Origin of the sequence: Streptomyces sp. S186 (genome assembly GCF_051603415.1) — a bacterium.
Lineage (GTDB): Bacteria > Actinomycetota > Actinomycetes > Streptomycetales > Streptomycetaceae > Streptomyces.
On the sequence record NZ_CP193932.1, the window covers coordinates 3,648,459 to 3,661,252 of the forward strand.

Sequence of the window (12,794 nt, forward strand, 5' to 3'; positions counted from 1 at the left end):
TCGCACGGGGAGACACGGGGGTGGAACGATGCCGCCGCTGCGCGATTCCGGGTCCGGCCCGGAAGCGGAGCGTCCGGAATACGCCGGGCAATACCGTCTGGAGGCGCGGCTCGGCTCCGGCGGAATGGGCGTGGTCCACCTGGCCCGGTCCTCCTCCGGACTGCTGCTCGCGGTCAAGGTCGTGCACGCCGAGTTCGCCCAAGACCCGGAGTTCCGGGGGCGGTTCCGCCAGGAGGTGGCCGCCGCCCGGCGGGTCAGCGGCGCCTTCACGGCCCCCGTCGTGGACGCCGACCCGGACGCCGAACGCCCCTGGATGGCGACCCTCCACATCGCCGGCCCGACCCTCTCCGCCCATGTGAAGCGGAACGGCCCGCTGGCCCCCGCCGAGGTGCGGCAGCTGGGCGCCGGGCTCGCCGAGGCGCTGCGCGACATCCACCGCGCGGGCGTGGTGCACCGCGACCTCAAGCCCGGCAACGTGCTGCTCGCCGCCGACGGCCCCAAGGTCATCGACTTCGGCATCTCGCGCCCCAACGACAGCGAGATGCGCACCGAGACCGGGAAGTTGATCGGGACCCCGCCGTTCATGGCGCCCGAGCAGTTCCAGCGGCCGCGCGAGGTCGGCCCCGCCGCGGACGTCTTCGCGCTCGGCTCGGTGCTGGTGCACGCCGCCACCGGCCGCGGCCCGTTCGACTCCGAGAGCCCGTATCTCGTCGCGTACCAGGTGGTGCACGACGAGGCGGAGCTGTCCGGCGTACCGGACGAACTCGTCCCGCTGGTCGAGAGCTGCCTGGCCAAGGACCCGGCGGACCGCCCGACGCCGGACCGGCTGATGCAACTGCTGTGCACGGACGCGCCGATGACGCTGCCGGCCGACCTCGCGTCCCACGGCGAGGCGCTGCCGGAGACGGTCACCGGCACCCGGATACCCGCACCGTGGCAGCCGGTCCGCGCCGAGTCCACCCCGCCGCGCGCCGAGACGACCCATGTCCGCGCACGTACGCCGGATGTCTCCCGTAACCCGGACGTTTCCCGTAGTGCGGGCCCGGCCCGTACAGGGGGCCCGTCCCCTACAGAGGAAGCCGCGGGGACCGTCGCCGGGGAAGCCCCCAGCCGAGATTCCGTACGAGACGCCCGACGCGACGCCGGACCCGACTCCGGGAACGCCCGCGGGAAGACCCCCCGCAAGAGCCCCCCGACCAGCCGCTCCCGGAAGGCCCGACGCCTCCTCTGGGCCGCCACGGCCCTCGCCGCCGCCGTCGCCGTCGCGGCGGCCGCCACCTGGGCCCTGGCCCCCTCCTCCGACGACGACCCGGCCCTCCAGACCCACGCCTCACGCGTCCCGCGCACCACCTTCCACCCCTGGCGCACCACGATCGTCGAACGGCCCGCCGGTCATGACGCCGAGATGCCCTACTGCACGGCCGGCGCCGACGCCGTCTTCTGCGGCCAGTCCGGCATGCCGGCGGCCCGCCTCGCCCCCGGCACCGGCGAAGTGACATGGCGTCACAAGGGCGCCCCCGCAGGCCCGGTAGCCGTCTCCCCGACCGCTCCCGTCCTCTCCGGCGGCTTCCTCTACGTCTTCACCGCCGACGGCAAGCGCCTGCTGGCCCTCGACCCGTCGCCGCACGGCAACGGCGCCCTCCGCTGGAGCCTGGACGTCTCCCCCTACGAGGGCGGCGCCGCGGTGGTCGGCGACCGCATCCTCCTCACCGCCGTCGACGGCACGATCACCGCCCTGGACACCACCACGCACACCCAGCGGTGGCGCAAGCGCTTCCCCGGCCACCGCCTCCCCCACTTCACCCTCTACGGCGACCCGCACACCGCCTACGCCGCCGAAACCCTGACCACCGGCCCCGCCCCCACCACCCAACTCACCGCCATCAACCCCTCCGACGGCGCGGTCCACTGGTCCCACCGCCTCCCCGGCACCCTCACCCTCGCCGGCCCCACCACCACCGGCGCCCTCTTCCTCACTATCGGCGACCCCACCTACGACGGTTCCGTCACCGGCGTACTCCGCTTCGACCCGGCCACCCGCCGCACCCGGAAGCTCCCGCTCGCGGCGCCCCTGCACGGTGTCTCCGCCGCCGTCCACGGCGAAACCGCCTACCTCCTCGCCGAGGGCGGCGACCTCCAGGCCGTCGGCGCCCGCACCTGGGACACCGAGACGTCCGTCAGCCGCGGCTCGGCCCCCGTCATCAGCGGCGACCGCCTCTACTTCACCGCCGCCGACGGCCGCCTGCTCGCCGTCGACACCACCTCCGGCGCCCTCCTCGGCCAGACCCCGCCGCGCCTGACCGCCACCCGCCGCAACGGCTTCCTCCAGGCCGTCCCGGCCCCCACCCTGGACGCCGCCCAAGGCCACATCTACGCGTCCTCCCCGGACGGCACGGTCTTCGGCGTATCGACGGCGGACCCGGCACGGTGGTGAGAACCCGGCACGCTGGTGAAGCCCTCCCTCCAGCACGGCCCGGGCAGGGACGAGGGCCGGAGCCGAGGCCAGAGCCGGAGCCGAGGCCAGGGCCGGAAAACCGGAATAAACTGCAGGTATGAGCGAGAACCTGCCGCCGTGCCCCCAGTGCTCCGGCGGGTATACCTACGAGATGGGCGCACTCCTCGTATGCCCCGAGTGCGGCCATGAGTGGTCGCCGGCGGCCGGCGAGCCCACGGCCGGCGACAGCGAGGGCGGTGACCAGGTGATCAAGGACGCGGTCGGCAACGTCCTCGCCGACGGCGACACCGTCACGGTCGTCAAGACCCTCAAGGTCAAGGGACACCCAACCGGCATCAAAGCCGGCACCAAGGTGCGCAACATCCGCCTCGTGTCAGGCGTGGCCGGCCACGACATCGACTGCAAGATCGAGGGCTTCGGCGCGATGCAGCTCAAGTCCAGCGTGGTCAAGAAGTCCTGACCCGCCGCGCCCAGCAGTTGGGCACAGCGTCAAGGGTCCGTGAATTCCACCGCCGGTGGGCCCCGTCCATGCTGTCCACCGGCCTAGCCTCCCAGTCGTAATGATCGTTTACGATGTCATCACGGGGGCCGGTAATGACGCATAAGCCCTACTCCTTCCGTCCCGCACCAGTCACCGCACTGGCCAGGGGCTTCACCTCCTCCGCCGACCAACTCGACGGTCGCGTCGCCGAGTTCGCCACGCAAGCCGCGAGCATGACCGATGCCCTCGACGCGACGCCCGAATCTGCCGCGGGCCTCTCCCCGTACATGGAGCTGACCCGCCGTACGGCGACAACCCTCAAAGGGATATCCGTGGCCTTACGGGACCACACCGCCGGTCTGCACGATGCCGTCGCCTCCTACCAGGTCACCGAAGACGCGCGCACCCAGCTCTGGGGGAAGTGACATGGCCACCCAGCAGCAGCAAGAGAAGCAACACGAACAGCACGACCGGACCCGCCAGGCCGACCAGACCGACCAGATCGAGAAGGCCCTCGACCTGTTCACCACCGGCGCCGACCCGTCCGTCCTGCGGACCTACGCCGAAGCCTGGCGGCGCATGGCCCATGACCTGAAGGCCACGATCGAAGGCCAGGACCAGGAGGTCGCCCGCCTCGGCGACAACTGGACCGGCGCGGCCTCCGATTCCTTCCGCGCCCGCTGGACCAACACCAGAAGGCAGGCGGAGAAACTCCTGCCGCACTTCGCCATCGTCGCCGAGCGGCTGGACCACACCGCCGACACCCTCCAGCAGCCCAACGCAGAGCAGGCCAACGAAGAGCACGTTCATCGCGGAGAGCCAGTGGGGGGCGACTCATGACGCACGAACACTTCACCGTGCACCCGGACAAACTCCGGGCACTGTCCAAGGACTTCACGAACACGGGCGACCGGCTCGACGAACAGGTCGCGCGCTTCGCCGACAAGGCGGAGAACGTGGACGACGCGTTCGGAGTACTCAGCGAATCCACCGAAGCCCTGGCGCAGTACGTGGAGATGACGAAGGCCACGGTGCACAGCCTCCAGCAGCTCCGTAAGCAACTGGCCGGATATGCCGGCGGTCTCGACCACTCGGCCGCCGGGTACGAGTTCACCGACGCGCAGCACGCGACCATGTTCAAGGGGGCGTAGCGGACGTGGCGGAGGAACAGCAGCAGCACATCGAGAAAAGCTTCAACATCCTCAAGCCCGGCGGGAATCCCGAGGTACTGCGGAAGTGCGCGGCGGCCTGGCGGGAGATGGCCGATGACCTTCGGACGGCGGGCGCGGATCTGAACCGGCAGGTGGAGGATCTGGACAAGTCCGATTGGGACGGCCAGGCCGCCGCCGGATTCCGCGCGCACTGGGCGCACACGAAACAGCAGCTCGATCACTCGCTGCCCAGATTCCACGAAGTGGCAAAGGAGTTGGATCAGGCGGCGGACCATATCGAGGACACCAACAAACAGGTCGAGCACGTCCTGGAGGAACTCGCGGTCACCGCGGCCGTGGGCCTTGGGCTGACCGTCATCACCGCTGGCTTTTCCGACGCGGTGGCTGCCGCCGGCGCCGCAGCCGAAGTCGCCGAGGCGGGCACCATCGTTGCCCGGCTCGGCAGGCTGCTCAAGCAGATCGAAACGGCCCTGAAGACCCTTCGGGAACTGGAGAAGAGCAACAAACTCCTGGAAATCGGCCTGGATTTCGCATCCAACACCGCGGGTAACTTCGTCGGAAACGTGCTGAACCAGGCGTTCACCGGCCAAGACATCGACGTGGGGCAGGACTTCCTGGACGCGGCGATGGCCGGCGGCACGGGCACCTTGCTGGGAGCGGGCGGCAAGGCGCTGGGCCGCAATATGACCGGCGGGCTCGGCAGGGCCTTCAGGAATGAGGGGTTCTGGGGGCAGTCGGCCCACGGTGCGGTCACCAGCGGGGCCGGCCAGATGGCGGCCGACGGGGTCGATATCGCCAACAACCACGCGGGCGACAAGACACCCGACAGCCTCATCCCCGATCTGATCACCAGTGCCCTCGGCGGCGCGGTGGCTGGAGGGGCAGGACACGCCGGCGAATCCTGGTACGAGCGCGGCGGATTCGGCGCAGTGGGGCGGCACCGCGACCCCGATACCGGTCCGAACTTCGATCGCGGACGACAAGCGGCCACCAGTGGCGTGGTGTACGGAGACTTCAACGCCAACGAGACTGATCAGACCACCGACCATCCGGACAACCCGTTCGACAATCCTCGCTCTCCACTGACCGATCCCAACGGCGCCTACGACGGCTGAGGGGAGCAGACAGCAATGTGGGGGCGAGTGTGGAAGAGCGTTCGTCAGTATCGCCAGGACCCCGCGTGGTACGGCTACCGGAAGTGGGAATCCGCGGACTGGTACCGCCAGTTCGGGCGACCCGCCTATCCCTTCGGCGCGCAACGCAACTACACCAGACACGTACTGCAAGGGCAGGTACGGGGATATGAGGCGACGCTCTTCCACCTCGCCGCTGTGTGCCGGGCCAGCCAACACGGCACCTACTACTATTCGGTCGCGGTGCTGACCCTCCTGGGACACCTCCCCGACACGGCAGTCACCCTAGGCAGGCTGGTCTACAGCCTCAATACGGACCCCCTCCCGCCCCGCGCCGGCCCCCCCGTCTACCTGCCCCCGCGCCGCAAACCCCGCATGATCATGTGCTCCGTCGACCACGCCTTCGCCAAGTCGGTCGTCACGGAACGAGTAGTCCGCATGACGGCCGAAGCCAAGATGGGATGGCGACTGCACGAGAACCAAATGATCGGCTGGATCCACGACTACAAGCCATTCGACCGAGTCGTCGGGCTCGCGGAGACGATGGCAGACATCGTCGGCGAGTTTCCGGCGGACGTGTGGAGTTAAAGGCACACGGGAATGTGGCGGGTGCGGAACGAGCCGGGGCGGCCGTGAGCCAGGATGCCCCTGAAGCCGGCCGGTCGCAGCTGTGGTCTTTACCGTGTTGCGAGCGGGATCGTGGGCCACTCGACGGGCGTAGCGGGTAGGCCCGCCTGGACGGTCCAGACGCGGCCGGTGTGTTCGTCGTCGAGGAGGGCCTCGATGGTGGCGGCGACCTCGTCGGGATCAGCGAGCAGTAGTCCGTTTGTGAGCAGGGCGGTGCGTAGCCACGTGAGGGCGGGGGTGTCCACCAGTCCGGGGCAGACGATGTTGAGGCGGATATGGTCCGCTTCCAGTAGTGGTGCGGCTGAGCGGACCAGTCCGATGAGGGCGTGTTTGGCGGTGGCGTAGAAGACGTCGGGTGAGCCGGTCAGCCCCGCGATGCTGCCGGTGACGACGATGTGCCCGCCACCCTGCTGCCGCAGCCGGGGCAGGGCGGCGTGCAGACCGTAGACGACGCTGTCCAGGTCGGTACGCATCGTGTCTCGGTAGCGTTGCGGCGTGAAGTCGTCCAGCCCGCATTGGCCCGCTATCGCGGCGTTGAGCATGACCGCGTCGAGTCGGCCGAACTCCTCGACGGTGCGCGCCATGACGTGCTCGTTGTCGTCGGGCGAGGCGACGTCGGTGGCGACGAAGAGTGCGCCGCACTCTCCGGCGACAGCTGTGGCGCGGGTGGTGTCGGTGTCGGCGACGACCACGCGCCATCCCCGGCAAGCCAGCCGCCGCGCGGTGGCGGCTCCGATGCCCGAGGCGCCGCCGGTGATCAGCGCGACCCTGCCCTCGGTCTGTTCGGCCATCACGCCGTCTGCCCGGCGGTGGCGGCGATGGGCGTGATCGTCAGGCCGCGGCTGTGCAGCCCGTTGCGGCGCAGGTAGGCACGCCCGTAGAACCGCTGGAAGGCCAGGATTGCCAGCAGGGTCACCCCCAGCAGCACATCGTCGAGGAGCGGCACCAGGTCGACGGGCAGGGTCATCGCCAAGACGACCCGCACCGCGCTGTCGATCAGGCAGGCAACGCCCCAGACCGCGCTGCAGATCCACAGCATCCGGCGGAACGCCGGAAACCGCTCCCAACAGGCTTTCAGCGTCCGCTGCTTGTCCTCGTCCACGACGATCCGGGTCGCCTCGTAGAGAAACGGCCGCCGGGACAGCAGGGTGCACAGCATCCACAACCCGATCGCGGCCATGCCCCAGCCGTTGCGGATCAGCAGCAGCCGCGGGCTGCCGGTGACGAACGACATCGCCACGCTCAGGCCCATCGCGCCGAGCATGAAGAGCTGCAACCCACCGATCCGGCGTTCGGTGACGAGGCCACGGACCATGCCGGCTGCGGGAATCACGGCACCGGCCAGCAGCGCGAGGAACTGGTTCACCCCCAACCAGCGCAGACCATAGAAGAGGGCGAGCGGAACGATCACATGGACCAGCAGGACGCGGCTCAAGCCCCCGCCGGACCGTGCGGGGCGCTGCGCGACTGAGCTCTCTGCCACAACACAACCTTCCTGAACGTGGATTCTCAAGGGCGGGTGTCCGAGCGGCGGGGTCAGGCGGAGCGGGTGGCCAGCGCGAACGCGGTGACCAGCTCGCGGGTGTACGCATCGAAGTCCAGCCCCGGCTCCCCGCGCAGCCGCTGGGCCGCAGCGTCGACGGCACCGCGGATCAACACCGCCATCGAACGGACGTCGAAGTCGCGGAACTCACCGCTGCGCTGCCCCGCCACCAGCAGCTCCTCCAGCCCGCGCACGCTCGGTTCCTGCGCGCCCTGCGACGTGTACGGCGCTCCGCCCGCATCACGTGCATGCGGTCCGATCTCGGTGAGCGCCACCATCTCCCGCGGGTGCTCGCGCAGGAATTGCAGATTGGCCTCCAGATACGCGCGCAGCTTGCCGGCCACCGTCTCCTCCGCCGCCATCCGGGCGCCGATGAACTCCGCCCCGGCCGTGAACACCTCCCGCACGATCTGGTGCATCAGATCGTCCTTGTCGGCGAAGTGGTACGAGATCATCCGCGGGCTGCTCAGCCCGGCCCGCTCAGTGATCTTGGCGAACGACGCCTTGGCGTAGCCGAGTTCGGCGATCGTCTCGATCGCCGCCGCCACGATCTGCGCCCTCCGCGCCGCGTTGGTGAACGTCCGCTCCGTCTTCCCGGTCTGCGCCATGACCTTCCCCGCTAGGATTTATCTACTTAGATAAATCCTAGCGCACCTGAATCAGTGATCGCCGGATACTTTGCCCGTCAGACCGGCCGCGTGCTGTGCCGGTTGAGTTCCGCGATGTGGCCGCTCAGCGCGGCGGACACCGCGACCGGCTCGATGTCCTCGGGAGCCGCGTCCCACTCCACCCCGCCACCCAGCGGCCGGAGTTGGAAACACGCCCCCTCCCGATCCATGACCCGCCCGACCCGGTCCCTCAGCCGGTCCCGCACGATCTCGCCCTTAGCCGGGCCGCAGTCGCTCACGACGGCGCACCCTCATCCCCGATGACGGCGGCCAGCCGCCGCGCGGTCTGCGGGTTGCAGCGCCCCAACTCGATGAGCGGGCGCGGCGATTGACCGCAGTACGTCACCAGGTCGAGACCGAGCGACGGCAGCACGATGCCGCACCGCTCCAGCGCGGCGGCCAACACGTCGAGCGCCGCTTCGGCGTCGGCGATCTTCTCTTTCGTCATGGGGCTGCTCCTTCTGCCGTTTCCCTGCCGGAGACGCCGGAGCACGACTACCGTACGTGTTCCGGCCATTACGAGAATGGCGAAGGAAAGGCGTGCGGACACCGTCTGCGGACTGCGTTGCTTCGCCCCGAGCCGGACCGTGCCACACCTTCCACGGAGGGCAGAAACCATGCCACCGCGACGAGCAATCAGCGGACGGAGCCAGGAACCACGCCAGCGGCTCACGGAGGAACTGCGCAGACTGCGCCTGCAGAAGGGCGACAGCCTGCGGCAGCTCGGGGAGGCGCTCGGCTGGGACTGGTCCCTGTTCGGCAAGATGGAGAAGGGCCAGACCTTGGGCAGCCCAGAGGTCGCCGAGGCCCTTGACCATTACTACGGGACGCCTGGACTGCTGCTGGCGCTATGGGAGTTGGCGGCGGCCAACCCTTCGCAGTTCAAGGAGCAGTACCGGCGCTACATGGCCCTGGAGGCCGAGGCGGTGAGCTTGTGGCACTACGGCGTCAGCATCCTGCCCGGCATGCTTCAGACCGAAGGCTACGCACACGAGGTACTCGCTGCGAGCGGAACCAAGGGCTCTGAGCTGATGCAACAAGTCGAAGCACGGACAGGGCGCCGTGAGTTGCTAGTGGGTGAAGACGCGCCACCTTTCCGCACCGTCCTGTCCGAAGCCGTGCTGTGTATGTCACTGGCGGACACTGAGCAATGGCGGACGCAGCTCGAAGACCTCATCGAGGCTGCGGAGCGCCCGAACATCACCGTTCAGGTGCTGCCTTACGGATCGGGGCCCCATGGCTTGGTGAGCACCGACGTGATGTTCCTCCGGCTGTCGGACGGTCGCACCGTCGCCTATACGGAGAACGCGTATCAAGGCGAACTCATCCAAGAAACGGCCTCGGTTGAACGTCTGCAACAAGCGTACGATGCCGTTCGCGACCTGGCCTTGAGCCCGGTCGAATCGCGGAAGTTCGTCATGCGGATGTTGGAGGAAGTGCCGTGCGATCCATCGACCTGAGCACCGCCACCTGGCGCAAGAGCACCTATAGCAATCCGGACGGCGGCCAATGCATCGAGGTCGCCGACAACGTCACCGCCTCCCCCGCCCTCGTGCCCGTCCGTGACAGCAAGGACCCCCAGGGCCCCGCGCTCGTCTTCGAGGCGGCGGCCTGGGGGGCCTTCGTCGCCGGCGTCAAGGGGCGTTACGGGCGTTAGGGGTTGGGGGTCACCTCGAAGCCCGCGCCGTAGATGTCGTGGTTGGGGGCGGCGGCCTCGCGGGTGCGCAGGTCGGCCAGGATGTTCGCCGAGCTGGTGTAGTTGAAGGGCGGCAACTGGAGAGTCACCGCCTTGGTGATTCCGGCCCAGGGGCCGGCCGCCTGGAACTTGTTGGCCTGGGACGGGAGATCGGTGCCCGGGACGTGCCAGATGACCGGGCCGCCCGAGTCGCCGGCCTTGTTCACGGCCGGCGCCCGGTAGATGCCGTTGTCGTTGTTCATGACGGTGCCGTACCACGTGCCCGTCTGCCCGGACGTGATGATCTCGTTGTTGCCGGTCGTCAGCAGGCGCTCGTCGTCGCGCGCGGGATTCATGGCGTTCGGGCTGACCGGCCCCTTCGGGTACTTCAGCACGCCGGTCTGCTTCAGGTGCGGCCCCTGCGAGGAGAGCGTCACCTGCGGAACCAGCTCGATGACCATGTAGTCCTTGGTGGCGTGGCCGGTCTGTGAGCCCTCGGGGTCCTTGAAGTAACGGACATAGCCGATGGGGCCGTACTTCGGGTCGTTGCGGTCGACGACGGGGATGATGTTGTCCGGGATCTCGTGGTCGGCGTACTTCCCCGACTTGTCACGAATGCAGTGGCCTGCCGAGATGGCTATCTTGCGCTGGTGGTCGTCGGTCCCCACGGCCCCGATGGTGCAGAAGAGATCGGTCGAGTTCGGGGGGAACGCGATCTGCATGCCGTTGTAGACGCGCTTGGTCTGGGGCTGCTCGGCCGCCTGGCGGTGGGCCGACGGCGCGTCGGCGTGTGCGGTGGCCGCGACGGCGCCGAGGGAGCCGGTGAGCGCCAGGGCCGCGACGAGCCCCGACGCCGTACGAATCTTCCTGACCTTCCCGGACTTTCCAGACTTTCCGGTCCTACCGATCACGTGTCGTTCCTTTCGGGATGTTCAGGATGGCGATGGCTCGACGCCATCCTGGACGACCGCCATGAAAGACCGATGTAATCGGCGTAGCGAAGGGCCCCGCCTGCCGGAAGTCACGGCGGGCGGGGCCCGTACGACGGAGGCGCGCCCCGGCGCTCAGCCCAGCTTGCTCACGTCCCGGACCGCGCCCTTGTCGGCACTGGTCGCCATGGCCGCGTACGCGCGCAGGGCGGCCGAGACCTTGCGGTCGCGGTTCCTCGGCGCGTAGACGCCGCCCAGAGCCTCCCGGCGGGCGGCCAACTCCCCCTCCCCCACCAGGAGTTCGATGGAGCGGCTGGGGATGTCGATGCGGATGCGGTCGCCGTCCTCGACGAGGGCGATGGTGCCGCCGGAGGCCGCCTCGGGGGAGGCGTGGCCGATGGAGAGGCCGGAGGTGCCGCCGGAGAAACGGCCGTCGGTGACCAGGGCGCATGCCTTGCCCAGGCCGCGGCCCTTGAGGAACGACGTCGGGTAGAGCATCTCCTGCATGCCGGGGCCGCCCTTGGGGCCCTCGTAGCGGATGACGACGACGTCGCCCTCCTTGACCTGCTTGTTCAGGATCTTGTCGACGGCCTCTTCCTGCGATTCGCAGACGACGGCCGGGCCCTCGAAGGTCCAGATGGACTCGTCGACGCCGGCGGTCTTCACCACACACCCGTCGACGGCGATGTTGCCCTTGAGGACGGCCAGGCCGCCGTCCTTGGAGTAGGCGTGCTCGACGGAGCGGATGCAGCCGCCCGCGGCGTCCACGTCCAGGGTGTCCCAGCGCTCGGACTGCGAGAACGCGGTGGCCGAGCGCTGGCAGCCGGGCGCGGCGTGCCACAGTTCGACGGCCTCGGCGGACGGCGAACCCCCGCGCACGTCCCAGGTCTTGAGCCACTCGGCGAGGGTGGCGGAGTGGACGGAGTGCACGTCCTCGTTGAGCATCCCGCCGCGGTACAGCTCACCGAGGATGGCGGGGATGCCGCCGGCGCGGTGCACGTCCTCCATGTAGTACGTGCCGCCGGGCGCGACGTTCGGGGCGACCTTGGCCAGGCACGGCACCCGGCGCGACACCGCGTCGATGTCCTTGAGGTCGTAGTCCAGACCGCCCTCCTGGGCGGCGGCCAGCAGGTGGAGGATCGTGTTGGTGGAGCCGCCCATGGCGATGTCCAGGGCCATGGCGTTCTCGAAGGCGGCGCGGGTGGCGATGTTGCGCGGCAGGACGGACTCGTCGCCGTCCTCGTAGTAGCGCTTGGTGATCTCCACGACCGTGCGGCCGGCGTTCTCGTAGAGGGCACGGCGGGCGGTGTGGGTGGCGAGCACCGAGCCGTTGCCGGGCAGGGAGAGGCCGATGGCCTCCGTCAGGCAGTTCATGGAGTTGGCGGTGAACATGCCGGAACACGAGCCGCAGGTCGGGCAGGCGTTCTCCTCGATGCGCAGCACGTCCTCGTCGGAGACGCTGTCGTTGACCGAGTCGACGATGGCATTGATCAGGTCCAGCTTGCGGACGGTGCCGTCCACCAGGGTGGCCTGGCCGGCCTCCATCGGGCCGCCGGAGACGAAGACGACCGGGATGTTCAGGCGCATCGCGGCCATCAGCATGCCGGGGGTGATCTTGTCGCAGTTGGAGATGCAGATCAGCGCGTCGGCGCAGTGGGCTTCCACCATGTACTCGACACTGTCCGCGATCAGGTCGCGGGAGGGCAGGGAGTACAGCATGCCGCCGTGGCCCATCGCGATGCCGTCGTCCACCGCGATGGTGTTGAACTCACGCGGCACGGCGCCCGCGGCCCGGATGGCGTCGGAGACGATCCGGCCGACCGGGGCGAGATGGGTGTGGCCGGGCACGAACTCGGTGAAGGAGTTGGCGACCGCGACGATCGGCTTGCCGATGTCCTCGCTCGCTACGCCCGAGGCTCGCATAAGGGCGCGGGCGCCCGCCATGTTGCGGCCATGGGTAACGGTGCGGGACCTCAGCTCGGGCACGATGGTCACTCCCTCGGGAAACGGACGTACGGCGCGCCGCCCTGCGCCAGGCACAGCAGGCTCAGCAGGTACGGCGAGGCCATACAGCAGCTGTCCCCGAGATTACGCTCTTGATCCAAGATCCG

16 protein-coding genes are annotated in these 12,794 nt (G+C 69.2%); 9 read left to right on the forward strand and 7 right to left on the reverse strand.

Annotated features, from left to right (window positions below):
- Positions 1-28: 28 nt before the first annotated feature.
- From ACRAS8_RS15355 to ACRAS8_RS15385, 7 genes are all read left to right on the forward strand, one after another.
- On the forward strand, positions 29-2,434 hold the full coding sequence (locus tag ACRAS8_RS15355) for a protein kinase domain-containing protein (protein WP_438486611.1): 2,406 nt from the start codon (positions 29-31) through the stop codon (positions 2,432-2,434).
- 118 nt (positions 2,435-2,552) lie between these two features.
- Complete coding sequence (locus ACRAS8_RS15360) at positions 2,553-2,915, forward strand: zinc ribbon domain-containing protein YjdM (protein WP_438486612.1); 363 nt, start codon at positions 2,553-2,555, stop codon at positions 2,913-2,915.
- Positions 2,916-3,049: 134 nt separating this feature from the next.
- Positions 3,050-3,361, forward strand: coding sequence for an ESX-1 secretion-associated protein (locus tag ACRAS8_RS15365; protein ID WP_438486613.1), 312 nt, complete (start codon positions 3,050-3,052; stop codon positions 3,359-3,361).
- A 1-nt stretch (position 3,362) separates the two neighbouring features.
- Positions 3,363-3,776 (forward strand): WXG100 family type VII secretion target, encoded by a 414-nt coding sequence (locus ACRAS8_RS15370; protein ID WP_438486614.1) that lies wholly within the window; start codon positions 3,363-3,365, stop codon positions 3,774-3,776.
- Entirely contained in the window at positions 3,773-4,087 is a 315-nt protein-coding gene (locus ACRAS8_RS15375; RefSeq protein WP_438486615.1) for a WXG100 family type VII secretion target, read from the forward strand. The genes ACRAS8_RS15370 and ACRAS8_RS15375 overlap by 4 nt, the downstream gene beginning before the upstream one ends.
- A 5-nt stretch (positions 4,088-4,092) precedes the next feature.
- Positions 4,093-5,223, forward strand: a complete 1,131-nt coding sequence (locus ACRAS8_RS15380) for a WXG100 family type VII secretion target (protein WP_438486616.1) — start codon at positions 4,093-4,095, stop codon at positions 5,221-5,223.
- A 27-nt stretch (positions 5,224-5,250) separates the two neighbouring features.
- Positions 5,251-5,829 carry a hypothetical protein gene (locus ACRAS8_RS15385; protein ID WP_438486617.1) on the forward strand — a complete coding sequence of 193 codons (579 nt, stop codon included), beginning with the start codon at positions 5,251-5,253 and terminating at the stop codon, positions 5,827-5,829.
- Positions 5,830-5,918: 89 nt separating this feature from the next.
- Here the strand turns inward: ACRAS8_RS15385 and ACRAS8_RS15390 are convergent, their stop codons facing one another.
- The 5 genes from ACRAS8_RS15390 to ACRAS8_RS15410 all read right to left on the reverse strand — a co-directional run bounded on the left by ACRAS8_RS15390 (position 5,919) and on the right by ACRAS8_RS15410 (position 8,527).
- Positions 5,919-6,659, reverse strand: a complete 741-nt coding sequence (locus ACRAS8_RS15390; protein WP_438486618.1) for an SDR family NAD(P)-dependent oxidoreductase — start codon at positions 6,657-6,659, stop codon at positions 5,919-5,921.
- Entirely contained in the window at positions 6,659-7,351 is a 693-nt protein-coding gene (locus ACRAS8_RS15395) for a VC0807 family protein (RefSeq protein ID WP_438486619.1), read from the reverse strand. The genes ACRAS8_RS15390 and ACRAS8_RS15395 overlap by 1 nt, the downstream gene beginning before the upstream one ends.
- A 53-nt stretch (positions 7,352-7,404) precedes the next feature.
- The gene (locus ACRAS8_RS15400; protein WP_438486620.1) at positions 7,405-8,019 is read right to left on the reverse strand and encodes a TetR/AcrR family transcriptional regulator; all 615 of its coding nucleotides are present in this window, start codon (positions 8,017-8,019) and stop codon (positions 7,405-7,407) included.
- A 77-nt stretch (positions 8,020-8,096) separates the two neighbouring features.
- Positions 8,097-8,318 carry a hypothetical protein gene (locus tag ACRAS8_RS15405; RefSeq protein ID WP_438486621.1) on the reverse strand — a complete coding sequence of 74 codons (222 nt, stop codon included), beginning with the start codon at positions 8,316-8,318 and terminating at the stop codon, positions 8,097-8,099.
- Positions 8,315-8,527 (reverse strand): hypothetical protein, encoded by a 213-nt coding sequence (locus ACRAS8_RS15410; RefSeq protein WP_438486622.1) that lies wholly within the window; start codon positions 8,525-8,527, stop codon positions 8,315-8,317. Before ACRAS8_RS15410 ends, ACRAS8_RS15405 begins: the two co-directional genes overlap by 4 nt.
- Before the next feature lie 169 nt (positions 8,528-8,696).
- On the opposite strand from ACRAS8_RS15410, the gene ACRAS8_RS15415 reads away from it, so the two are divergent.
- Both ACRAS8_RS15415 and ACRAS8_RS15420 read left to right on the forward strand, forming a co-directional pair.
- The gene (locus ACRAS8_RS15415) at positions 8,697-9,539 is read left to right on the forward strand and encodes a helix-turn-helix domain-containing protein (RefSeq protein WP_438486623.1); all 843 of its coding nucleotides are present in this window, start codon (positions 8,697-8,699) and stop codon (positions 9,537-9,539) included.
- On the forward strand, positions 9,521-9,736 hold the full coding sequence (locus ACRAS8_RS15420; protein ID WP_438486624.1) for a DUF397 domain-containing protein: 216 nt from the start codon (positions 9,521-9,523) through the stop codon (positions 9,734-9,736). The genes ACRAS8_RS15415 and ACRAS8_RS15420 overlap by 19 nt, the downstream gene beginning before the upstream one ends.
- Here the strand turns inward: ACRAS8_RS15420 and ACRAS8_RS15425 are convergent.
- Together ACRAS8_RS15425 and ilvD are read right to left on the reverse strand one after the other, a co-directional pair.
- Entirely contained in the window at positions 9,733-10,665 is a 933-nt protein-coding gene (locus ACRAS8_RS15425; protein WP_438486625.1) for a hypothetical protein, read from the reverse strand. The two genes, ACRAS8_RS15420 and ACRAS8_RS15425, sit on opposite strands and share 4 nt — an antisense overlap.
- A 153-nt stretch (positions 10,666-10,818) precedes the next feature.
- A complete protein-coding gene (gene ilvD / locus ACRAS8_RS15430) occupies positions 10,819-12,669 on the reverse strand; it encodes a dihydroxy-acid dehydratase (protein WP_438486626.1) in 1,851 nt (616 codons plus the stop codon).
- Positions 12,670-12,794 lie beyond the last annotated feature (125 nt).

Bases quoted from the DNA above. Each gene is read 5' to 3' on its own strand.
- ACRAS8_RS15415 (WP_438486623.1), top strand. From the start codon at position 8,697: ATGCCACCGCGACGAGCAATCAGCGGACGGAGCCAGGAACCACGCCAG.
- ACRAS8_RS15370 (WP_438486614.1), top strand. From the start codon at position 3,363: ATGGCCACCCAGCAGCAGCAAGAGAAGCAACACGAACAGCACGACCGG.
- ACRAS8_RS15360 (WP_438486612.1), top strand. From the start codon at position 2,553: ATGAGCGAGAACCTGCCGCCGTGCCCCCAGTGCTCCGGCGGGTATACC.
- ACRAS8_RS15365 (WP_438486613.1), top strand. From the start codon at position 3,050: ATGACGCATAAGCCCTACTCCTTCCGTCCCGCACCAGTCACCGCACTG.
- ACRAS8_RS15390 (WP_438486618.1), bottom strand. From the start codon at position 6,659: ATGGCCGAACAGACCGAGGGCAGGGTCGCGCTGATCACCGGCGGCGCC.
- ACRAS8_RS15410 (WP_438486622.1), bottom strand. From the start codon at position 8,527: ATGACGAAAGAGAAGATCGCCGACGCCGAAGCGGCGCTCGACGTGTTG.
- ACRAS8_RS15355 (WP_438486611.1), top strand. From the start codon at position 29: ATGCCGCCGCTGCGCGATTCCGGGTCCGGCCCGGAAGCGGAGCGTCCG.
- ACRAS8_RS15375 (WP_438486615.1), top strand. From the start codon at position 3,773: ATGACGCACGAACACTTCACCGTGCACCCGGACAAACTCCGGGCACTG.
- ACRAS8_RS15400 (WP_438486620.1), bottom strand. From the start codon at position 8,019: ATGGCGCAGACCGGGAAGACGGAGCGGACGTTCACCAACGCGGCGCGG.